23 protein-coding genes are annotated in these 22,472 nt (G+C 33.2%); 10 read left to right on the top strand and 13 right to left on the bottom strand.

Going from position 1 to position 22,472, the window contains the following annotated elements; genetic code table 11:
• The first annotated feature begins 33 nt into the window (after positions 1 to 33).
• Complete coding sequence (gene nifJ, locus EV196_RS00960) at positions 34 to 3,564, top strand: pyruvate:ferredoxin (flavodoxin) oxidoreductase (RefSeq protein WP_132213970.1); 3,531 nt, start codon at positions 34 to 36, stop codon at positions 3,562 to 3,564.
• A gap of 86 nt (positions 3,565 to 3,650) precedes the next feature.
• Entirely contained in the window at positions 3,651 to 4,025 is a 375-nt protein-coding gene (locus EV196_RS00965; protein WP_132213972.1) for a HEPN domain-containing protein, read from the top strand.
• 41 nt (positions 4,026 to 4,066) lie between these two features.
• On the opposite strand, the gene EV196_RS00970 is transcribed toward EV196_RS00965, so the two are convergent.
• The 5 genes from EV196_RS00970 to trmB all read right to left on the bottom strand — a co-directional run bounded on the left by EV196_RS00970 (position 4,067) and on the right by trmB (position 7,303).
• Positions 4,067 to 4,309 (bottom strand): NifU family protein, encoded by a 243-nt coding sequence (locus tag EV196_RS00970; protein WP_132213974.1) that lies wholly within the window; start codon positions 4,307 to 4,309, stop codon positions 4,067 to 4,069.
• Entirely contained in the window at positions 4,310 to 5,449 is a 1,140-nt protein-coding gene (locus EV196_RS00975) for an Mrp/NBP35 family ATP-binding protein (protein ID WP_132213976.1), read from the bottom strand.
• A 214-nt stretch (positions 5,450 to 5,663) separates the two neighbouring features.
• Entirely contained in the window at positions 5,664 to 5,993 is a 330-nt protein-coding gene (locus EV196_RS00980) for an MGMT family protein (RefSeq protein ID WP_132213978.1), read from the bottom strand.
• Positions 5,994 to 5,996: 3 nt separating this feature from the next.
• Positions 5,997 to 6,626 carry a LysE family transporter gene (locus tag EV196_RS00985; RefSeq protein ID WP_132213980.1) on the bottom strand — a complete coding sequence of 210 codons (630 nt, stop codon included), beginning with the start codon at positions 6,624 to 6,626 and terminating at the stop codon, positions 5,997 to 5,999.
• 2 nt (positions 6,627 to 6,628) lie between these two features.
• The gene (gene trmB / locus EV196_RS00990) at positions 6,629 to 7,303 is read right to left on the bottom strand and encodes a tRNA (guanosine(46)-N7)-methyltransferase TrmB (protein ID WP_132213982.1); all 675 of its coding nucleotides are present in this window, start codon (positions 7,301 to 7,303) and stop codon (positions 6,629 to 6,631) included.
• A 320-nt stretch (positions 7,304 to 7,623) separates the two neighbouring features.
• Here trmB and EV196_RS00995 point away from each other — a divergent pair, with 320 nt between their 5' ends.
• Positions 7,624 to 8,670: a glycosyltransferase gene (locus EV196_RS00995; RefSeq protein ID WP_132213984.1), complete on the top strand. Its 1,047-nt coding sequence runs from the start codon at positions 7,624 to 7,626 to the stop codon at positions 8,668 to 8,670.
• Here the strand turns inward: EV196_RS00995 and EV196_RS01000 are convergent.
• Together EV196_RS01000 and EV196_RS01005 are read right to left on the bottom strand one after the other, a co-directional pair.
• The gene (locus tag EV196_RS01000) at positions 8,653 to 9,696 is read right to left on the bottom strand and encodes a sensor histidine kinase (RefSeq protein ID WP_132213986.1); all 1,044 of its coding nucleotides are present in this window, start codon (positions 9,694 to 9,696) and stop codon (positions 8,653 to 8,655) included. The genes EV196_RS00995 and EV196_RS01000 overlap by 18 nt on opposite strands.
• The gene (locus tag EV196_RS01005; RefSeq protein ID WP_132213988.1) at positions 9,696 to 10,376 is read right to left on the bottom strand and encodes a response regulator transcription factor; all 681 of its coding nucleotides are present in this window, start codon (positions 10,374 to 10,376) and stop codon (positions 9,696 to 9,698) included. Before EV196_RS01005 ends, EV196_RS01000 begins: the two co-directional genes overlap by 1 nt.
• Before the next feature lie 208 nt (positions 10,377 to 10,584).
• On the opposite strand from EV196_RS01005, the gene EV196_RS01010 reads away from it, so the two are divergent.
• Positions 10,585 to 10,926, top strand: coding sequence for a T9SS type A sorting domain-containing protein (locus tag EV196_RS01010; protein ID WP_132213990.1), 342 nt, complete (start codon positions 10,585 to 10,587; stop codon positions 10,924 to 10,926).
• Between the two features lie 70 nt (positions 10,927 to 10,996).
• Positions 10,997 to 11,977, top strand: a complete 981-nt coding sequence (locus EV196_RS01015) for a LuxE/PaaK family acyltransferase (protein ID WP_132213992.1) — start codon at positions 10,997 to 10,999, stop codon at positions 11,975 to 11,977.
• Positions 11,978 to 12,139: 162 nt separating this feature from the next.
• Here the strand turns inward: EV196_RS01015 and tyrS are convergent, their stop codons facing one another.
• A complete protein-coding gene (tyrS, locus tag EV196_RS01020) occupies positions 12,140 to 13,435 on the bottom strand; it encodes a tyrosine--tRNA ligase (RefSeq protein WP_132213994.1) in 1,296 nt (431 codons plus the stop codon).
• A gap of 160 nt (positions 13,436 to 13,595) precedes the next feature.
• On the opposite strand from tyrS, the gene EV196_RS01025 reads away from it, so the two are divergent.
• Positions 13,596 to 14,603: an NAD-dependent epimerase/dehydratase family protein gene (locus tag EV196_RS01025; RefSeq protein WP_132213996.1), complete on the top strand. Its 1,008-nt coding sequence runs from the start codon at positions 13,596 to 13,598 to the stop codon at positions 14,601 to 14,603.
• Here EV196_RS01025 and EV196_RS01030 read toward each other — a convergent pair.
• The 3 genes from EV196_RS01030 to EV196_RS01040 are packed head-to-tail and all read right to left on the bottom strand — an operon-like array spanning position 14,581 to position 17,166.
• Positions 14,581 to 15,093 carry a DUF4296 domain-containing protein gene (locus EV196_RS01030; RefSeq protein ID WP_132213998.1) on the bottom strand — a complete coding sequence of 171 codons (513 nt, stop codon included), beginning with the start codon at positions 15,091 to 15,093 and terminating at the stop codon, positions 14,581 to 14,583. The two genes, EV196_RS01025 and EV196_RS01030, sit on opposite strands and share 23 nt — an antisense overlap.
• On the bottom strand, positions 15,090 to 16,436 hold the full coding sequence (locus EV196_RS01035) for a dihydroorotase (protein WP_132214000.1): 1,347 nt from the start codon (positions 16,434 to 16,436) through the stop codon (positions 15,090 to 15,092). The genes EV196_RS01030 and EV196_RS01035 overlap by 4 nt, the downstream gene beginning before the upstream one ends.
• A gap of 7 nt (positions 16,437 to 16,443) precedes the next feature.
• Positions 16,444 to 17,166, bottom strand: coding sequence for a polyprenol monophosphomannose synthase (locus EV196_RS01040; protein ID WP_132214002.1), 723 nt, complete (start codon positions 17,164 to 17,166; stop codon positions 16,444 to 16,446).
• Between the two features lie 121 nt (positions 17,167 to 17,287).
• Between EV196_RS01040 and EV196_RS01045 the strand changes: the two genes are divergently transcribed.
• The gene (locus tag EV196_RS01045) at positions 17,288 to 17,935 is read left to right on the top strand and encodes a DUF4271 domain-containing protein (RefSeq protein ID WP_132214004.1); all 648 of its coding nucleotides are present in this window, start codon (positions 17,288 to 17,290) and stop codon (positions 17,933 to 17,935) included.
• A 21-nt stretch (positions 17,936 to 17,956) separates the two neighbouring features.
• Positions 17,957 to 18,703, top strand: a complete 747-nt coding sequence (locus tag EV196_RS01050; protein WP_132214006.1) for a uroporphyrinogen-III synthase — start codon at positions 17,957 to 17,959, stop codon at positions 18,701 to 18,703.
• Between the two features lie 60 nt (positions 18,704 to 18,763).
• Here EV196_RS01050 and pckA read toward each other — a convergent pair whose 3' ends face one another.
• Together pckA and EV196_RS01060 are read right to left on the bottom strand one after the other, a co-directional pair.
• Positions 18,764 to 20,380 (bottom strand): phosphoenolpyruvate carboxykinase (ATP), encoded by a 1,617-nt coding sequence (gene pckA, locus EV196_RS01055; RefSeq protein ID WP_132214008.1) that lies wholly within the window; start codon positions 20,378 to 20,380, stop codon positions 18,764 to 18,766.
• Positions 20,381 to 20,441: 61 nt separating this feature from the next.
• A complete protein-coding gene (locus EV196_RS01060) occupies positions 20,442 to 20,828 on the bottom strand; it encodes a DUF423 domain-containing protein (protein WP_132214011.1) in 387 nt (128 codons plus the stop codon).
• Between the two features lie 214 nt (positions 20,829 to 21,042).
• Between EV196_RS01060 and EV196_RS01065 the strand changes: the two genes are divergently transcribed.
• On the top strand, positions 21,043 to 21,951 hold the full coding sequence (locus EV196_RS01065; RefSeq protein WP_132214013.1) for a tetratricopeptide repeat protein: 909 nt from the start codon (positions 21,043 to 21,045) through the stop codon (positions 21,949 to 21,951).
• Between the two features lie 40 nt (positions 21,952 to 21,991).
• Positions 21,992 to 22,462 carry an Lrp/AsnC ligand binding domain-containing protein gene (locus EV196_RS01070; protein ID WP_132214015.1) on the top strand — a complete coding sequence of 157 codons (471 nt, stop codon included), beginning with the start codon at positions 21,992 to 21,994 and terminating at the stop codon, positions 22,460 to 22,462.
• The last annotated feature ends 10 nt before the right edge of the window (positions 22,463 to 22,472 follow it).

The raw sequence follows: 22,472 nt of genomic DNA on the forward strand, positions 1-22,472 counted from the left end.
CTATATAAATTCGATTTAAACTTAATATTTATCATGGAAAAAAAATTCGAAAAACTAATATGTGATGGCAACGAGGCGGTGGCTATTATAGCGCATAAAACAAACGAGGTTTGTGCTATTTACCCCATTACACCGTCGTCACCTATGGGAGAACATGCCGAACTTTATAGTTCGAAAGGGAAAAAAAATATTTGGGAAAACACACCACGAATTGTGGAAATGCAAAGTGAGGGTGGTGCAGCAGGAGCTGTTCATGGGTCATTACAAGCAGGAGCGTTAACTACTACTTTTACGGCCTCACAAGGTTTATTGTTAATGATTCCTAATATGTATAAAATCGCCGGTGAATTATTGCCTTGCGTTATACACGTTGCAGCTAGAACTATAGCAACACATGCTTTATCAATTTTTGGAGACCACTCCGATGTTATGGCTTGCCGTCAAACAGGGTTCGCTATGTTATTTGGTGGTTCTGTGCAAGAAGCACATGATTTTGCATTGATTTCTCAAGTAGCAACTTTAAAATCAAGAGTGCCTTTTTTAAATATTTTCGATGGTTTTAGAACCTCGCATGAAATTTCTAAAATTGATGGTATTCCAGACAGCGTTATTAAAACGATGATGCCAGAGCCTGAGGTAATGGCTCATAGAAAGAGATCTTTAGATCCTGATAATCCCGTTTTAAGAGGATCTACTCAAAATCCTGATGTATTTTTCCAAGCTAGAGAAGCTTGTAATTTATTTTATGACAAAGTACCTGGAATCGTTCAAGAAACGATGGACGAGTTCTTTGAACACACAGGACGTAGATACAATTTGTTTGATTATTTAGGACACCCTGAAGCAGAACGCGTTATTATAATTATGGGTTCTGCAGAAGGCCCTGTAAAAGAAGCTTTAGAAGTTATGTTGGCCGATGGCGAAAAAGTAGGTGTTATCTTTGTACGCTTGTTTAAACCTTTCTCTATAGCAGCTTTTGTTGATGCTTTACCAAAAACAGTTACTAAAATAGCTGTTTTAGATAGAACTAAAGAACCAGGAAGCGTTGGCGACCCACTTTACCTAGATATTGTTACCGCCCTTAATGAAAGTGACAGAGACATGCCAATTGTTGTTGCAGGACGTTATGGATTATCATCAAAAGAATTTACACCAGCAATGGTTAAAGGAATTTATGATGAATTATTAAATAAAAAACCTAAAAATCACTTCACTATAGGTATTAATGATGATGTGACTTTTACAAGTTTATACTTCGATCCGTCATTCGACACAAAAACTAAAACTATTAATTGTATGTTTTATGGTTTAGGTTCTGATGGAACTGTAGGAGCCAACAAAAACTCAATTAAAATTATTGGCGAAACCACAGATAACTATGTACAAGGATACTTTGTATACGACTCTAAAAAAGCTGGCGCACAAACTATTTCGCATTTACGCTTTGGTCCAGAACCAATTAATTCAAACTATTTAGTAGATAAAGCCGATTTCATCGCCAGCCATAAATTTAATTTTATTGAAAAATTCGATATGATTTCCGAATTAAAACATGGCGGAACTTTCTTATTGAATTCTCCTTATACTAAAGATGAAATTTGGGATGTATTACCTATTCAAATTCAAAAAGGAATTATTGAAAAAGAAATTAAGTTTTATGTTATTGATGCTACTCAAGTGGCGCATGATGCAAAACTTGGTAAACGTGCAAATACTGTTTTACAAACGTGTTTCTTTGCCATTTCTGGAATTTTACCAAGAGAAGAGGCTATCGAAAAAATTAAAGGCGCCATTGTAAAATCATATTCTCATAAAGGAGAAAAAGTGGTTAAAATGAACTTTAATGCGGTTGATAAAGCATTAGAAAATTTATTCCAAGTAGATTATCCAAAAACTTTAACAAGCGAAAAACAATTAGCATCGGCCATGAGAAATGCGCCTGATGGATTTGTTACAGATGTTTTAGAAAAAATATTAGCTGGATTTGGAGACGAACTTCCTGTAAGTGCCTTCACCGTAGATGGAACCTTCCCTACTGGAACTACCCAATACGAAAAAAGTGGAATTGCAGATTTTATTCCTATTTGGGATGATGCCGATTTGTGTACACAATGTAATAAATGTGTCGCCATTTGTCCTCACGCAGCAATTCGTTCTAAAGTAGTTTCTAACGAAGATTTAGCTAGTTTCCCAACTTCTTTAAAAAGTGTGCCAGCAATAGGTAGACCATTCTCTAAAGAAAATGATTCTTACATTTTACAAGTATCACCAGAAGATTGTACAGGTTGTGATCTTTGTGTGGAAATTTGTCCAGCAGTTTCTAAAGAGGACGAAAACTTCAAAGCTATTAATATGCATAAGAAAATTGAAGTTGATGAAGTAGAAAATGTAAATTGGGATCACTTTGTTACCCTACCTTATAATGATAGAACGGCATTACAGATTACTAATTTAAAAGGATCACAATTCTTAGAACCATTATTTGAATTCTCTGGAGCTTGTTCTGGATGTGGTGAAACACCTTACATAAAAATGATTACGCAGTTGTATGGCGATAGTATTATGATAGCCAACGCAACAGGATGTTCTTCAATTTATGGTGGAAACTTACCAACAACTCCTTACAAAAAGAATGAATTTGGTAGAGGACCAGCTTGGGCAAACTCTTTATTTGAAGATAATGCTGAATTTGGTTTAGGTATGAAACTCGCACTTACTAAAAAACAAGAAATAGCGGTTGATTTATTGAAATCGTTAGAATCTTCAGTTGGTAGTGAATTGGTTGAAGCCATTTTAAATAATCCTGAAGTAACTGAAGTTGAAAAAGCTAAAAAACATGCCGATATTGCAACACTTAAGAAAGCTTTAGAAGTTATTAACACAGACGAAGCACTTAAATTAAATCAACTAACTGAATATTTACGCCAAAAAGCGGTTTGGATATTTGGTGGCGATGGTTGGGCTTATGATATTGGTTACGGTGGTGTTGATCACGTTTTATCAACCGGAGAGGATATTAATATTTTGGTAATGGATACCGAAGTTTATTCGAACACGGGTGGACAAGCATCTAAATCTACACCTCTTGGAGCTAGTGCCAAATTTACTATTGGCGGTAAAAAAACAAGCAAAAAGAGCATGGCTTTACAAGCAATTTCTTACGGAAACGTATATGTTGCTCAAATAGCGATGGGAGCCAAAGACATGCAGTCTCTTAAAGCTATTCAAGAAGCAGCAGAGTATCCTGGACCATCATTAATTATCGCTTATTCACATTGTGGCGAGCATGGTTACGAATTGAAACATGCTATTAAACAACAAGAAAAAGCTGTAGATTCTGGATATTGGCCATTATTTAGATTTAATCCTTCTAAACCAAAAGGAAAAAGGTTTAGTCTAGATTCTAAAGCGCCAAGCATCCCTTTAAGCGACTTTATGTATAACGAATCACGTTTTACTAGAGTGGTTAAAGAAAATGCAACATTAGGAGCTGAATTATTAACTCAAGCTCAAGATGAAGTTCATTCTAAATGGGAACGTTTGGAACTTTATAGAGATATGTAATAACAAACTAAACTTGAAGGTTCTCCGTGCTATTAATTTATAGCATGGAGAATTTTTAATTTTAGAATAAACACTAAAATAATATTATGGAAAATGACGCCAACAAGCATTTACTGGATGCAGCCCAAAAATTGAACCAAGCAGATAAGGAGTTATTTAAACCGGAAGAAGATATTGTTACTTTTTTAGTATGTAAAAATTCTCAATTTGCCATAGAAAATTATTTAAGAGGTTATCTTATAAAAAAAGGAATAGAGACCTCAAAATATAATACTATTGATAGTCTTTACAAGCAATGTAAAAAAATAAATAAAAAATTCGAAAAAGTTAACTTATCAGAATTTAATTGTACAGGCAATAACATGAATGACAAATTTTGCAACGAAGTTTCTAAAGTTAGTAATTGCTATGATGTTGCAAATAGCTTAGACACCCTTCTAAGAGAAGAAAAAATAATTTAAGGGATAAAAAAAATGGTTATTCAAAAATAACCATTTAAACTCTATTGTATATTAAGTACGCGCTCTATTTGGGGCGCGTACTTTTTTATGGTCATTTCAACACCCGATTTTAGTGTCATCTGGTTTACGCTACAGCCTACGCATGCACCTTCCAATTGAACTTTCACCAAGGTGTCATTTTCTTCAATAGACAACAACCTAATATCACCTCCATCACTTTGCAGGAAAGGGCGAATTTCATCTAGTGCTTTTTCAACATTCTCTCTAACTTCTTTTGTTGTCATTTATTTCTTTTTAACTGATGAACATCCAGCCATAGTTGTAATTTTTATAGCTTCGGTAGGTGGTAAATCGTCGTTACGTCTTACAACCTCTTCCACTACATTTTGAGCTAATTTTTCAAAAGCTTCTTCTAGTGGAGTTCCTGTTTGTAACGCTGCTGGACGACCAACATCGCCTGCTTCTCTAATACTTTGCACTAAAGGAAGTTCTCCTAAAAATGGTATATTTAAATCTTCGGCTAGGTTTTTGGCACCTTCTTTCCCAAAAATATAATATTTATTTTCAGGCAATTCTTCTGGAGTAAAGTATGCCATATTTTCAATAATCCCTAATACGGGCACATCAATGCTTTCTTGTTGAAACATAGCAACACCTTTTTTAGCATCGGCTAATGCCACGTTTTGTGGTGTACTAACTACAACTGCTCCTGTAATAGGCAATGATTGCATGATACTTAAATGAATATCGCCAGTTCCTGGAGGTAAATCAATTAATAAAAAATCAAGTTCTCCCCAATGGGCATCAAAAATCATTTGATTTAAAGCTTTTGCTGCCATAGGACCTCGCCAAACTACGGCTTGGTCTGGTTGTGTAAAAAACCCAATGGACAACACTTTTACTCCATAATTTTCAACTGGTTTCATTTTAGATTTCCCATCAATATTTACGGCTAAAGGTCTTTCAGCTTCTACATCAAACATAATTGGGATGGATGGCCCGTAAATATCGGCGTCTAATACACCTACTTTAAAACCCATTTTTGATAAAGTTACTGCTAAATTAGATGTTACTGTAGATTTACCTACACCACCTTTTCCAGATGCTACCGCTACTATATTTTGAATCCCAGGAATTGGGCTTCCTTTAATAACGTTTGCTTTTGGTGTTGCAGGTGCATCAACTTTTACGTTAACTGTTATCTTAGCTTTTTCGTAAACCTGCTCGTGTATGGTTTTTAAAATATCGACTTCAGTACGCTTTTTAGCTTGTAAGCTTGGGTTTGTAATAGTAATATCTACAATAACCTCATCGCCAAAAGTGATAACGTTGGTTACTGCACCACTTTCAACCATATTTTTTCCTTCACCTCCAACTGTAATAGTTTCTAGTGCTTTAAGTATGTCTTGTTTATTAAGCTTCATTTTTTATGTAATATGTAATGGATGTAATAAAATTTAAAAGAGCATTCAATAAGACTAAACCTTTAAAAATTCTATTATTTTTATATGTTAATTAAGAATCATTCTAATATACAAATATAATCATTAAAGACGGAAGACAGATGACATAAGTTAGAAGTTTTTATGATATTTTTTTGTATAGAACTATGTGGATTTTCAGAAATAAAAAAAACAATCACAATTCCTTTGAAGGGCTCCAAAAAACGTTTTCAAAATTTTGGATTTGGTTTTCATTAACCTCAATGCCTTCACTTTCTAAAAGTTGTTGCATTAAATTGGTTCCATCAAAATGGTGCTTGCCTGTAAGCAAACCTTTTCGGTTTACAACGCGGTGTGCTGGCACATCTTTACCTACCGAACCATTCATAGCATACCCAACCATACGCGCGCTTCTTGCAGCACCTAAATAGGTTGCTATAGCGCCATAACTTGTTACGCGACCATAAGGTATTTGTTTTGCAATTTCATAAACTTTATCAAAAAAATTGAGGGTTTCTGGTTTCATTCACTACATTTCCTTTATAATATTGATTAAAGTAATAATTGAAATAATACCCGTTATTGCTCCTATAAGATAGTTCATACTTTTTTGGGATGTAAAAGACCTATCCTTTATTCGGTCGAAAAAAAACATGTACACATAAAGCATCACAAACGTACCCATGGCAGCTCCTGCAACGTAAGATATGATGCTAATTTGACTAAAATCCAACCAATTGAACGACGCCAAAGTAATAGTCATATACGCTTGATATGGAATAGGAAATATATTGATAGCCGATAAAAACACCCCTTGAAAAAACCTACCCTTTTTGCTCCACCTAGCAGTTTCTGAAACTTCTTTTGGTTTTTTTTTAGCTACAAATAAAAAGTAAATGGTTATAAGAACAAAAATAACAAAGGCGACCCGCTGAAGCACATCAACTATTTCTAAATGATTACTTAATTTCCTCGCAAAAATAGCGGCAATATATGTTTGTGCTATAACAACAACGCACACACCAATTGAAAACACAACACCCCTAGTATCACCTTCTTTTAAGCTAATTTTAGCCGCCGTCATATTCAACAACCCTGGAGGAATAACGCCTATTAAAGCAACAATTAAGCCTAAAAAAAAGATAACGGTTATGTCCAAACTTATTTAATTTTAAACCGAATATACGTAATTGGTTTGTTTTGTTCTAAATATTGTGATTCATAGAAAGTCTGGATGCTGGTAACTTCCTCTGGGCTACCGTCTTGTTTATATACATTATGGTTGGCATATAAAACCTCGTGTCCTGCGCCATGCAACAAACCAAGTGTGTAGCCATGCATAAATTCGCTATCGGTTTTTAAGTTTACTACGCCATCATTTTTTAAAACGGTTTTATAGCGTGCTAAAAACTCGGCATTCGTCATACGGTGTTTGGTTCGCTTATACTTTATTTGCGGATCGGGGAAAGTAATCCAGATCTCGTCTACTTCATTTTTACCAAAAGCATGGTCTATAAGTTCAATTTGAGTGCGTAAAAAAGCAACATTTGAAATATGTTCTTCAACCGCCGTTTTAGCACCTCGCCAAAACCGGGCTCCTTTTATATCAATACCTATAAAATTTTTATTGGGATATTTTTTTGCTAACGCTACCGAATATTCACCTTTACCGCAACCCAATTCCAGTACCAACGGATTGTTATTTTTAAATACAGATTGGTTCCAATTTCCTTTTAAAATAAAATTTTTATTAACCAACGCATCTCTTGTAGGCTGATACACATTTTCGAAGGTTTCGTTTTCTTTAAATCTTCTTAGTTTATTTTTACTTCCCACTATTTATTTGTTATTTTATTTTTTATTAGTTTTCAATTCTATTTATATAGAAAATATTGTTTTTACAACCTTAAATTAACGTTTAATAAGGCCCTTGAAAGATTTGGTAAAATTAAGGAAATATACCTAAGCATTTGTATGCCTATCTTTGAATTTGGCAAAAAATTACGTGAGGGATTGAGTAAATGTTGGAACTCTCCCGATTTTTTCAATCGGGAAGCGACTTGCGGAATATTTACATTCATGAAATCAATATTATAAAATAATGAATAAAGCCTGCCCCCGAATTAAAATCGGGGCAGGCCAAAAAAAATAAACTTTTGAAAAAACGCATATTAGTAGCACCATTAAATTGGGGTTTGGGGCATGCTGCAAGATGTATTCCTATTATAAACGCATTGATTGCGCATGGTTTTGAACCTATTATTGCTAGCGATGGTGAGGCACTTATCCTTTTACAAAAGGAGTTTCCTACACTTTCCTCGGTTGAATTACCTTCTTACAATATTACTTATACCAAAAATGGTAAATTCCTAAAATTAAAATTACTTACCGATTCGCCCAAATTGTTAAAAGCAATAAAAGCTGAAAAAAAAGCAACCAAAAACCTAATAGAAAACAATACGATTTCGGGAATTATTTCTGATAACAGACTAGGTGTTTTCAGCAAAAAAGTGCCTTCAGTGTTTATCACGCATCAATTGAAAGTTTTAAGCGGCATCACTACTTGGTTTAGCACTAAAGTTCATGAAAAATTCATGAAAAAATTTAACGTTTGTTGGGTTCCTGATGTTGAAGATAATATTAATTTAAGCGGAAAATTAGGGCATCCAGACACTTTTGAGATACCAACAACCTACATTGGGCCTTTAAGCAGGTTTGAAAAGCGACATACGAATATTACTAACGATTTAATGGTTTTGTTATCGGGTCCAGAACCTCAGCGTAGTTTACTTGAAAAGAAACTTTTAAGTGAATTAAAAAACTATTCGGGCAAAGTAGTTTTTGTAAAAGGTATTATAGAAAAAGAGCAAACTATTCAAATTATTGGAAATATGACTCTTTATAATTTTATGACCTCTAGTTTATTAGAAAAAACTATTAACGAAAGTGCCACCATTATATCTCGATCTGGATACACTACTGTTATGGATTTAGCAAAACTTAGCAAAAAAGCATTTTTTATACCAACACCTGGACAATTTGAACAAGAATATTTAGCAACGCGACTTATGGAATTAAACTTAGCACCGAGTTGTAGCCAACAAGCTTTTTCTCTGGAAAAACTAAAGGAATTGAATAATTTTACTGGTTTGAAATCGGTTGTACACAAAACCAATTTTGATGTATTATTTAACCTTTTCTAAAGTAAAAGAAAACTCGCTTCCTACGCCAAATTCGCTTTCTACATATATTTTTTCATCGTGTGCTTCTATAATATGCTTCACAATAGAAAGCCCTAAACCAGAGCCACCTTCTTTTCGAGAACCACTTTTATCTACACGATAAAAACGTTCAAAAATACGGGATAAATCTTTTTTTGCAATGCCTTCACCATTATCGGTAACCCTAACAATAACTTTATTTTTTATAAGGTTTTCAATGCTTATTTCGGTAGTACCTTTTTCCCTACCATACTTTATGGAATTTACTATCAGGTTTGCTAAAACTTGCTGTATACGTTCTTTATCGGCTTTTACTAATATGGGTTTAGAATAGTCCGTATCAAAAGTGAGTGTGATTCTTTTTTTGGCTGCTTTCATTTCAAGCATATCAAACACATTTTCAGCCAGTTCTACGATATTAAAAACTTCGGCATTTAAACTTAAATCTCCAACTTCCAATTTGGTTATCATGTCTAAATCTTTAACAATATAACCTAGTCGTTCTACGCCTTTGCTTGCACGTTCCAGATATTTTTCCCTAAGGTTTTTATCTTCCATAGCGCCATCAAGCAATGTTAAAATATAACCTTGTACGGTAAATAAGGGCGTTTTCAACTCGTGCGATACGTTGCCCAAAAACTCTTTTCTGTATTGCTCCCTAACCTTAAGTGATTCTATTTCTATTTTTTTATCACGTGCAAACTTATCTATTTCTTCCGTTAAGGTTTTCATGTCGGTAGTAATGGTTCCGTTTGTTATACTTGTAGATTCTAAAAGTGTTAAATCGTCATATATTTTTTTAACACGTTTATAAATAAACCGCTCTACCCTATATTGAGTAACAACAAAGGAGAAAATATAGGTAGACAGTCCGAACAATAAGATGTACAAAACATTAAAAGAATAAAAAATGTATAAAAAAACACTCATTAAGAGCGTTACATACATAGTTATATAGAGCGATGTTTTTACCGCAAACTTATATGATTTTTTAAATTTTGATTGCATTAATCTACAAACTTATAACCAACGCCTTTAATGGTTTTAAAACTGTCATCTCCAATTTTTTCACGTAGTTTACGAATGTGCACGTCAATGGTTCTACCACCAACTACAACTTCGTTACCCCAAACACTGTCTAGTATTTCATCGCGCTTAAAGACTTTCCCTGGCTTTGATGCCAATAAAGATAATAATTCAAACTCTTTTCTTGGTAAAATAATTTCTTTTCCTTTTGAAGTTATTTTGTATTCGTCTCGGTTAATTTCTAAACTTCCAATTTTAAAGGAATCGACAACCTCTTCATCTTTAAAGCGACGTAATAATGCTTTTACTTTACTTACCAATACTTTAGGTTTAATTGGTTTAGTAATGTAATCATCGGCTCCAGCATCAAACCCGGCAACTTGTGAATAATCTTCACCCCTAGCCGTTAGAAAAACAATCAATGTGTTTTGTAAATCTGGGTTTTTTCTAATTAATTCACAAGCTTCAATACCGTCCATTTCTGGCATCATTACATCCAGTATAATTAAATTGGGCTGTTCTTTTTTAGCTTTTTTAACGCCTTCACTACCATTTTCGGCAGTAATTACTTGATAGCCTTCGGCAGATAAATTATAACCAACAATTTCTAAAATGTCTGGTTCATCATCAACTAGTAGTATTTTTATGTCCTTTTTTTTCATTTTTTAAACAATAGATCTCGTTTATGAAGTAAAGATAAAACTTATAACAAGAATTTATTGAAATTAATTGATATAATAGAATTAATAACATTAAGGTAACAAACAAGTTACAGTAAGTTAAACTTTCGTTTAAACACGTATATCTTTAACAGTTTTTTGGCATCAATTTTGTAGATAAATAGTATCTTTACAACGTTTAATAGAACTTATGAAGAAACACTACTTTTTAATTTTATTTTTTGTTTTAGCATTTTTTACAGCCTTTTCTGGGTTTAGTCAAAATAACGCTAACACTTCTTCTATTCAACAAAATATAGAAGACTTATCTATTTATCCAAACCCTGTTAGCAACGGAAAAACCTTCATTTACATTACATCTAAACTAAATTTAACTAAGAAAATTGAATTTTATGATGTTTTAGGAAAGCGAATTTTCAGTTCTGTTTTAACAGGAAAAGAGTTAAACATTTCAAACTTAAGCAAAGGCGTTTATGTTTTAAAAATTACAGAGAACAATATAAGCGAAACCAGAAAATTAGTAATAAAATAATTACACCCCATTATAAATTTTAAAGCGTTACCGTTTGGTAGCGCTTTTTTATTTTATCTACTTTTGCAATATGGTAAACACACATGCTATTTTCAACATACAAACCGAAGACCAATTTAATGAATTGGCTTTAAAAACTTTTAAATTTCAGTTTGAGAACAACCGTGTTTACCGATCGTTTTGCGATTTGTTATACAAACACCCCAGTGATATAAAAACAATACAAGACATTCCATTTCTTCCCATTCAATTTTTCAAAACGCATAATGTTTTGAGTTCTAAAGAATCCATTCAAACCACTTTCACCAGTTCTGGAACTACGGGAAGCATGACCAGTAAACATATGGTTACCAATTTAGAAGTTTACAAAGACAGCTTCAATAAAGGGTTCCGTCAATTTTATGGTAACGTTGAAGATTATGTAGTTTTAGCACTATTACCTTCTTATTTGGAGCGTGAAGGATCTTCATTAATTTATATGGTTGAGGATTTTATAAAACAATCAAAACACATTGAAAGCGGCTTCTATTTAAATAACCTTTCGGAATTAAAAGACACTCTACTTAACTTAGATTCCCAAGGAAAAAAAGTATTACTTATTGGTGTTTCATTTGCATTGCTAGACTTTATTGAAACTTACCAATTCAACTTAAAACATACCATCATCATGGAAACCGGTGGCATGAAAGGACGTAGAAAAGAGTTAATTCGTGAAGAACTTCACCAACAATTAAAACAAGGTTTTGGTGTTGACACCATTCATAGTGAGTATGGCATGACCGAATTATTAAGTCAAGCCTACTCCAAAGGCCATGGTATTTTTAACACGCCAAATTGGATACGCATTTTAACCCGAGATACCGAAGATGCTTTAAGTATTCTACCAAAAGAAAAAGCGGGTGGTATTAATATAATTGACTTGGCAAATATTAATTCGTGTTCCTTTATTGCGACTCAAGATTTAGGTAAAGTTTACGAAAATGGCACTTTTGAAATTATTGGACGCTTTGATAGTTCGGATATTCGTGGTTGCAATTTAATGGTACTGTAAACTACAAAACAGCTTTCAACTTATTATAAAAAAATAACTCTATATGGTGTAAGTTTTAAAACTAAACTACGACCAAAGTTATAACTATGAAAAAGAATAATTAATTTTTTTAGTTGGTTGGTTAGTTTAAAGCCTGAGCGTAAGCTCAGGCTTTATTATTTATTAAACGATTCTTAAAATAAAATAGTTCTTTTTACCACGTTGCAACAACACAAATTTATTATTGATTAAATCGGTTGAAGTGATAGCGTAATCCTCTTTCACTTTTTCTTTATTTACTGAAATAGAATTCTCCTTTAAAGCACGTCTCGCTTCGCCATTCGATTTTAAAAAACCTCCTTTTTCTGCTAAAGCAGCGATAATATCCAGTCCAGATTCTATATCTGCACGGGCAATTTCAGTTAAAGGCACGCCATCAAAAACATCTAAAAACGTTTGTTCTTTAAGTTTCTTTAAATCATCACCTGTAGAATTTCCAAAAAGAATCTCACTTGCTTTTATGGCATTTTCTAATTCTTCTTTAGAATGTACCATCGTAGTTATTTCTTCAGCTAAACGCTTTTGTAAAACACGCAAATGTGCTGCTTCATTATGTTCTTTAATTAAACTTTCTATTTCTTCACGGGTTAAAAAAGTGAAAATTTTAATATATTTTTCAGCATCTACATCACTTGTGTTTAACCAATATTGGTAAAATTTATAAGGCGATGTTCTTTCTGTATCCAGCCAAATATTACCACCTTCTGTTTTTCCAAATTTAGTACCATCTGCCTTTGTAATTAATGGCCATGTTAAAGCATATCCTTTTCCTGCATCAACACGACGGATTAATTCGGTTCCTGTAGTGATGTTCCCCCACTGGTCGCTTCCTCCCATTTGCAAGGTGCATTGTTTGTCTCTATACAAATGCAAAAAATCGTAACCTTGCACCAGTTGATAGGTGAACTCGGTAAAACTCATTCCTACTTCAGATTCTGATGATAAACGTTTTTTTACAGAATCTTTAGCCATCATATAATTTACGGTAATGTGCTTACCTACATCACGAATAAATTCCAAGAAGGAAAAGTTCTTCATCCAATCGTAATTATTCACAATAATGGCTGCATTTTCAGCATCACTATCAAAATCTAAAAAACGAGACAATTGCTCCTTAATTGCATCTTGGTTATGCCTTAATGTCTTTTCATCAAGTAAATTACGCTCAGATGATTTTCCTGATGGATCACCAATCATTCCTGTAGCACCTCCTACAAGCGCCACTGGTTTGTGTCCTGCCAATTGAAAATGTTTAAGTCCCATAACACCAACTAAATGCCCTATATGTAACGAATCGGCCGTTGGATCAATACCCACGTACGCCTTACGCATGGCCTCCATTAAGTGTTCTTCGGTTCCAGGCATGCTATCTTGTATCATACCTCTCCATGTTAATTCTTCTACAAAATTCTTTATCATTTTTTTCAATTTTCACAAAACTACGGCAAAGATAAAAATCAATGCACAATTCTATGGTTTAAAGTTGAAAAAATGACAGAAGACGTAAAACACATGTCTCATAGCTTGAAAACTGACACTAAAACCGAGTCTCAAAATTTTTTTTTATTATTTTAGTCGCATGATATTAGTAACAGGAAGCACAGGTTTAGTCGGTTCGCATTTACTTTACAATCTTGTAAGTAACAACGAAAAAGTACGTGCTATTTACAGAAGCGAAGGCAAACTAGAACAAGTTAAAAATGTTTTTGCCACATACACGAGTGATTTTATTCCGCTTTTTGAAGCTATCGAATGGGTACAAGCCGATATTTTAGATATTCCTGCATTATCGGAAGCGTTTATTAATGTAACTTATGTATATCACTGTGCCGCTCTGGTTTCTTTTGAACCCGATAAATACCAACTTTTAAGAAAAACGAATATTGAAGGTACTGCTAATGTTGTAAACCTTTGCATTTCGAATAATATTAAAAAACTGTGCCATGTAAGTTCTACCGCTACATTGGGAAAAACACTTAACAATGAGTCCATTACTGAAGAAACTATCTGGAATCCTGAAGACGATAACAACGTGTATGCCATTACCAAGTATGGTGCAGAAATGGAAGTTTGGCGCGGTACACAGGAAGGTTTAGACGCCGTAATTGTAAATCCTGGAGTTATTTTAGGTGCTGGTATTTGGCGTTTCGGCTCGGGCAGTTTATTTAAAAAAGCTCATGAAGGCTTTAAATATTATACCGCTGGCACTGTTGCACTTATTGCCGTAAGCGATGTGGTAACAATTATGACCAATTTAATGAAAAGCACTATTACAAGCGAACGTTTTGTTTTAGTTGCCAAAAATTGGACCTATAAGCGTTTTTTGCAAACTTTAGCCCAGTCTGTTAATGCAACACCTCCAAGGAAATTAGCAGGTGCTTTTTTATTAAGTATAGCTTGGAAGCTAGATTGGTTAAGACACCAATTAACGGGAAAACGAAGACAATTAACAAAACATCTTACATCTTCATTAATGTCTGAAACAGATTATAGCAGCGAGAAACTCAAGGTGGCTTTAAATTATAATTTTAAACCTATTGAAGAAACTATTTTGGAGATTGGCGCTAATTATCTGAAACAGGATTAATTAAGGTTCCTTCGTCTTTTTCATTATGCTTTTTCAAGGTCTTAGGAATTAGAGAATCTTTTTTCTTGATTATATCCAATGAATCTTTAACTTTTATAGCATCGATAGAATCTTGCAATCTTTTTTTCTCTTCTTTTTCTTCTTTTAATTTCAGTTCCTTTAAGGTTTTTTTCAACCCTTCTAAACTATCGGTAACGGTATTATAAATTTCTTCGTAATCATTTATATGGTATGCATAATAAGCATTACTTGTAGCAAATTGCAAACTATCTATACCATACTTTTCAAAAACATAGTCCTCTAACTTAACACCATGTTTAAGCATTTTTTGTTTATTAATAAGTGTAGCAGACCCTATTATTCTGGCATCAATCAAAATGTTGACCATCGTTTTTTTGGAAATCAAATTTTTAGGTTTTTTAGGACCTCCAAAACCACATGCCATCACAAGAAAAACAATACTCAAATATATCAGAAGTCTTTTTATCATCTGTTAAAAGTTAATCGTTTTGCCGCTTTCACATCATTAAATTTAGAATTTTGATATACCAAACTTCCATTTACAAAGGTATGGGTAATTCTTGATTTAAATGTGGTACCTTCAAACGGAGACCAGCCACACTTATATAAAATATTTTCTTTTTTTACAGTCCATGGGTTATTCAAATCTACCAAAACCAAATCGGCAAAAAAGCCTTCTTTTATATACCCACGTTTTTCAACTTGAAATAAAATAGCGGGGTTATGGCACATTTTTTCTACTATTTTTTCTATTGAAATTTTACCTTTATGGTGCATTTCTAACATAGCCGGCAATGCATGTTGCACCAACGGACCACCCGATGGCGCTTTGGTATAAATATTATTTTTCTCTTCTAAAGTATGAGGTGCATGGTCTGTTGCAATCACATCAATTCGGTCGTCCAACAAAGCCTCCCACAATTTCTCTCTGTCTTTTTCTGTTTTAACCGCTGGATTCCATTTTATTAGTGTTCCTTTTTTATCATAATCGGCATCAGAGAACCATAAATGATGGATACAAACTTCGGCGGTAATCTTTTTATCCTTTAAAGGAATTTTATTACTGAATAAGCTGGTTTCTTTTCCAGTTGAAAGATGAAATACATGTAATCTCGCCCCTGTTTTTTCGGCTAATTTAATAGCTTTTGAAGATGATAAATAACAAGCCTCTTCACTTCGTATAATAGGATGGTATTTTATAGGAATATCATCTCCAAACTTATCCAAATGTTCTTGAAAATTCTTTTGTATGGTCGCTTCATCTTCACAATGCACAGAAATAAGTAACTTGGTGCTTTTGAAAATTTTCTCCAACACTTTAGCATCATCAACCAACATATTTCCTGTTGAAGATCCTAAAAACAGTTTCAACCCTGCAACGTTATTGGCATCTACCTTTAAAATTTCCTCTAAATTATCATTAGTACCACCAAACATAAACGAATAGTTTGCCGATGATGTTTTTGAAGCTATTTCAAATTTCTCTTCTAATTTTTCAATAGTTGTAGTTTGCGGGTTGGTATTTGGCATTTCAATAAACGATGTTATACCTCCTGCAATAGCCGCTTTACTTTCGGTTTCTATAGTCGCCTTTTGTGTTAAACCGGGCTCTCTAAAATGCACTTGATCATCAATAGCTCCTGGCAACAAATACTTCCCTTCTGCATCTATAACATGTACATCGGAAGATTTTGCGCTTATGGAGTCGCCAACTTCTTTAATATACTCGCCTTCAATTAATATGTCGCCATTAAAAACAATGCCTTCATTTACAATATGAGCGTTTTTAATAAGTATTTTTTTTGGTTTCATGTGTTATCTACTTTTTGAATAGACTCTTTATTTTCATGGAAATAACTCCAAAAATAGCTTCAGATATGATTCCTGAACTTAATTTTGATTCTCCTAATGTTCTATCTGTAAAAATTACAGGCACTTCTTTTATTTCAAACCCCTTTAAATAGGCCTTAAATTTCATTTCAATTTGAAAGGCATAACCTATAAATTTAATTTTATCTAAATTTATGGTTTCTAATACCTTACGTTTGTAACATACAAACCCTGCGGTGGTATCGTGAATTCTCATGCCTGTAATAATACGTACATAGCGTGATGCAAAATACGACATAAGCACCCGACTCATGGGCCAGTTAACCACGTTTACACCTTTTACATAACGCGAACCAATGGTTAAATCGGCTCCCTGAACATGGCATGCTTCGTGTAATTTAACCAAATCATTTGGATTATGCGAAAAATCTGCATCCATTTCAAAAATATATTGGTATTGTTTTTTTAAACACCATTTAAACCCATGAATATAAGCAGTACCTAAACCAGATTTTAACTTTCTAACCTCTAAAAATAACCTATCTGGAAACTCTTTTTGGAGTTCCTTTACTTTTAAACCCGTTAAATCGGGAGAGTTATCATCAACAACAAGAACGTGTATAGCTTCAGATTGAGAAAACACAGCCCTAATTATAGCCTCTATATTTTCTATTTCATTGTATGTAGGAATGATAACAATGGTATCGGTCATTCTTTTATTTTAACGAAAATGAATTAATTTTTAGCAAATGTACATTATTAACGGTTTATTTATTTTAAATATTCCTTAATAATTAAACCTTCTTCTAAAATATTTACAATAATTTTGCACTATGCTTAGGGATATTATATCAAACGATTTTTTTACCATTTTGCTCATGCTAGGGCTTGCCATTGTTGCTATAGCAAAAATGGTATCTCCCAAACGATTTAATGATTTTACCACTGTTTTAGGAAATTCGAAGTATCTGAAAATCTATTCGCGAGATCAAAAATTTTTTGATAAATTTGATGCCTTGCTCTTCACAAACCTTATCATATCATTATCACTATTCAGTTTTATTTGTTTTGAATTTTTCACTAAAACAAATACACTTTCGCCAGATACCATGTTTAAAATTTCATTTGGCATTTGCATGTTTATTTTAATAAAGGTCATTATTGAACGCCTTATTGGCAGCCTTTTTGAAATGGATGCCATGATAGACCAATATCTATTTCAAAAAATAAGTTACAAAAACTATTTGGGAGTTTTGCTTATACCCATTAATGCTTTATTGTTATTTAGTTTTAAACCTACATTAACCTTTTTTTACGTAACTGTTATTTTATTGTTCATCATAATCTTAACAGGGTTATTTACTTCACTTAAAGCATATCAAAGTTTAATAAAATATAACTTCTTCTATTTTATTTTATATCTTTGCGCACTTGAAATCGCACCCTGTATCATTTTATACAAAGTGATTATTTCAAATTAGAAGAATTAACTACCTGCACCTATGAAAGTGAAAACCATTTTAGTATCTCAACCAGAACCTAAAATAGACAACTCGCCTTATTTCGATTTAATAGAAAAACAAAAAGTAAAAATAGATTTTAGGCCTTTTATTCACGTTGAAGGCGTTTCTGCAAAAGAAATTAGACAACAAAAAGTTGATTTAAACAATTATACTGCTCTTATTTTAACCAGTAGAAATGCGATCGACCATTATTTTAGAGTTGCTGAAGAAATGCGTTTTAAAGTGCCAGATTCTATGAAATATTTTTGTCAATCTGAAGCCGTTGCTTTTTATCTTCAAAAATATGTAGTGTACAGAAAACGTAAAATTTATGTTGGAAAACGTAGCTTTTCGGAATTATTGCCTCTAATTAAAAAATACAAAGACGAGAAATTTTTATTACCAAATACAGACAAGGTTAAAGATGAAGTGCCAGACACTTTAAATGCCTTAGGCATAGATTGGAAACAAGCTACTTTTTACAAAACGGTTATTAGTGATTTGACTGATTTGGCCGATGTTTTTTACGATATTTTAGTATTCTTTAGCCCTTCTGGAATAGACTCATTGTTTCATAATTTTCCAGATTTCAAACAAAATGACACCCGTATAGCTGTATTTGGCAATACCACAATTAAAGCTGCTGAAGAAAGAGGATTGCGTGTTGATATTGCTGCACCAACCCCCGAAACACCTTCAATGACTATGGCTTTGGAGAAATATATTGAAAAAATAAATAAAAAATAACATTTTTATAACCTAACGAAAAAGGGATGATTATTAAAAATCATCCCTTTTTATTTTTTATTAAAATGCGTAACGTTGCGGTCCGCCACGTCTAATTTCCTCACTGGCATAACTTTCAAATTTTTTAAAATTCTCGCGAAAAGCATTGGTTAGTTTAAACGCTGTAGTGTAATAGGCTTCATCATCGTTCCATGTCGATCTCGGACTTAAAACACTGGTTGGAACGCCCGGGCATTCCCTAGGTTGTGCTACACCAAACACAGAATGTATATGATAATCATCGTAATTATACAGTCCTAAATCACCATTTAACACGGCATTAATCATGGCTCGTGTGTATTTTAATTTCATACGTGTTCCCACACCGTAAGGACCACCCGTCCAACCTGTATTAACCAACCACACATTAACCCCAGAATCCTTCATTTTTTTACTCAACATTTCGGCATATTTAGTAGGATGTAATGGCATAAAGGGTGCGCCAAAACAAGCCGAAAAATTAGGAGTTGGCTCTAAAACACCCGCTTCGGTTCCAGCAACTTTAGCGGTATAACCAGATATGAAATGATAGGCCGCTTGACTTGGCGTTAACTTAGATATGGGTGGCAATACACCAAAAGCATCGGCCGTTAAAAAGAAAATATTTTTAGGTTTTTTTCCTATCGAAGGAATTTGTATGTTTTCAATATGATTAATTGGATAACTAACCCGCGTATTTTGTGTAATAGAAGTATCTTCAAATTTTACATGGCCTTTTTCATCCAAAACAACATTCTCGAGAATCGCTCCTTTTTTAATCGCATCATAAATTTCAGGTTCATTATCTCTTGAAAGATTAATTACTTTAGCATAACACCCTCCTTCAAAGTTAAAAACCGTATTTTCAGCGGTCCAACCATGCTCATCATCACCTATTAAACTTCTACTCGGATCGGTTGAAAGCGTTGTTTTCCCTGTACCAGACAAACCAAAGAAAATAGCCGTATCGCCCTCTTTCCCTACATTGGCACTACAATGCATGGGCAAGGTGTTTTTATATACTGGAAGAATAAAATTCAATGCAGAAAATATGCCTTTTTTAATTTCACCTGTATAACCTGTGCCTCCAATAAGGGCTATTTTTTTAGTGAAATTCAGAATAGCAAAGTTGTGCTGGCGCGTACCATCTACTTCTGGATTTGCCTTAAACCCAGGCGCATTAATGACGGTCCATTCCGGTTCGAAATTCTTTAGTTCATCGGCCGTTGGGCGTAAAAACATGTTGTATGCAAATTGATTGCTCCACGGGTATTCATTCACAACCCTAATATTCAACTTGTAATCGGCATCTGCGCAAGCGTAACAATCTCTAACAAAAATCTCCTTATTCGATAAATAATTGGCCACTTTATCATATAAAGCATCAAACTTAGCAGCGTTAAATGGTATGTTGATGTTTCCCCACCATACTTTATCTTTTGTAATAGCATCCTCTACAATAAATCGGTCTTTTGGAGAACGCCCAGTAAATTCACCTGTATTAACGGCTAAAGCTCCTGAAGATGCCTCAACACCTTGCCCCTTTTCAATGGTAATATCATGAAGTCGTTCTGGTGATAATTGATAGTTAACTTTTGCGTTTTTTATTCCATATTTTTCCAAAGAAATCGTATTCGTAATCTGGTTGTCATTTGTCATATTGGAAGCTTAAATTATGTATTATTCAAAAATAATATAATTTTTTAAAATTTTTCTTATTTTAATCTTTGATTTTTAAGAAATTAACAAGTAAAGAAAACCAAGACAAGATCAAAAACAAACCTCCAATGGGCGTTATAAAACCAATTATCTTGAAATTGAATGTGGTTAGGGCATTTGTAGCTAAGCCATAAATAGAACCAGAAAACAGCAAAACACCAATTAAGGTGAAATAATAAATTTGTTTTTTGAATTTAAGCCTAATATGCACAGTACTCCCTACAAACAAAAGAAAAATAGCATGATACATTTGGTAACGCACACCCGTTTCAAAAGTTTGTTGTGCTTCTATCGAAATTAATGGTTTTAAACCATGGGCCCCAAACGCACCTAAAATAATGGCCGTAATTCCTAAAATAGAAGCTGTAATCAATATTGTTTTGTTCATATGAAGTATTTATTAAATTAACTGTTACAAAACTACTTAACAAATGTTGTTTTGCGAAAATATTTTGATTTTTGGTTCAAGAAAATCTACTACCAATGCAAAATATTTATGATTGAATTTATTTAAAACAAAATTCACATGTAATCCTTTATGTGTATTTTAATTTGAAACTAAATTACTACATTTATGTTCTAAATTTATAAGGAAGATACAAATGAAAAAATCCAAGCTAATAACCATTATTTCAATCCTTACAATTACCATCTCCTGTAAAACTAAAAAACAAACACTCAATTCAACAGAAACTTTTAACGATAACCTGGAATTAATTGAAATATACAAAAAAGACCAATTAGACAGAAGCGGAAATTACGATGATGTAGATTGGGATCTATTAGGAAAAAATGATAGTTTAAGAAGGATTAGAACCATTCAATTATTAGATTCAGATAAAGTCCGCACATCATTAGATTATAAAAATGCTGCAATGATTTTCCAACACGGGTTAGATTCAACCCACTATCGCATGGCAGTAGAATTAATGAAAAAATCTGTAGATTTAGACTCAACTGCAAACAAATGGCTTTTAGCAGCGGCGATTGATAGACATTTACTCAGCATAGATAAACCTCAAATTTACGGAACTCAATACCTAAGAAAAGGAGCAGAAGAACCTTGGGAATCGGCAGAAATAGATACAACAAAAATTTCTGATTCAGAAAGATTAAAATATGGAGTTCCCACTTTAGAAGAACAAAAAGAAAGAGTCAAAGCGATGAATCGAATTAAATTGATTGAATTAATAAGCAGCAAATCAATTGAGGAAATTATTGAAATTGTTGAAAGTGAATATAAAAACGATCCAAAATACGACATTTCAGAAAAAGGTTTAAATAGTTTTGGTTACGCACTATTGCAAGAAGAAAAAGATGAAGATGCATTAAAAATTTTCCAACTTAATATTAAATTATATCCAAACGCATTCAATACTTATGATAGTTACGCAGAATGCCTTTTAAAACTTGGAAATAAACAAGCTGCAATTGAAAATTATAAGATATCAATTGAGCTAAACCCAAATAATGATAACGCTATAAACATACTAAAGAATTTAGCCCCATAGGAAACCCAATAAGGTTTATCCTTTTTGTAAAGTTATACAAATGAAACAAAAAACAAAAACCATTACCATAGATGGTATTGACAAAAAAATACTTCGCGCTTTAACTACAGACGCTAGAACACCTATTTTGGAAATTGCTCGAAATGTTGGCATTTCTGGAGCAGCGATTCATCAACGGTTAAAAAAATTGGAAAAATCAAAACTTCTTGATGGTTCTAAATTTATAATAAACTCAAAAGTATTGGGCTACTCCACATTGGCATTTGTTGGTATTTACTTAGACAAAGCCATTGATAATGACGATGTAGTAAGAGCGTTAAAACGTATTCCCGAAGTTTTGGAATGCCATTACACCACAGGGAATTATAACATTTTTATAAAACTTCTATCCCTCGATAATGCACATTTAATGCAATTACTAAATAATGATATCCAAACCATTAATGGCGTTTTACGAACGGAATCACTCATTTCTTTAGATCAGCAAATTGATAGACAGATTAGTATTTAACAATAAAGAG

The organism is Mariniflexile fucanivorans, from assembly GCF_004341235.1.
GTDB classification, from domain to species: Bacteria; Bacteroidota; Bacteroidia; order Flavobacteriales; family Flavobacteriaceae; genus Mariniflexile; species Mariniflexile fucanivorans.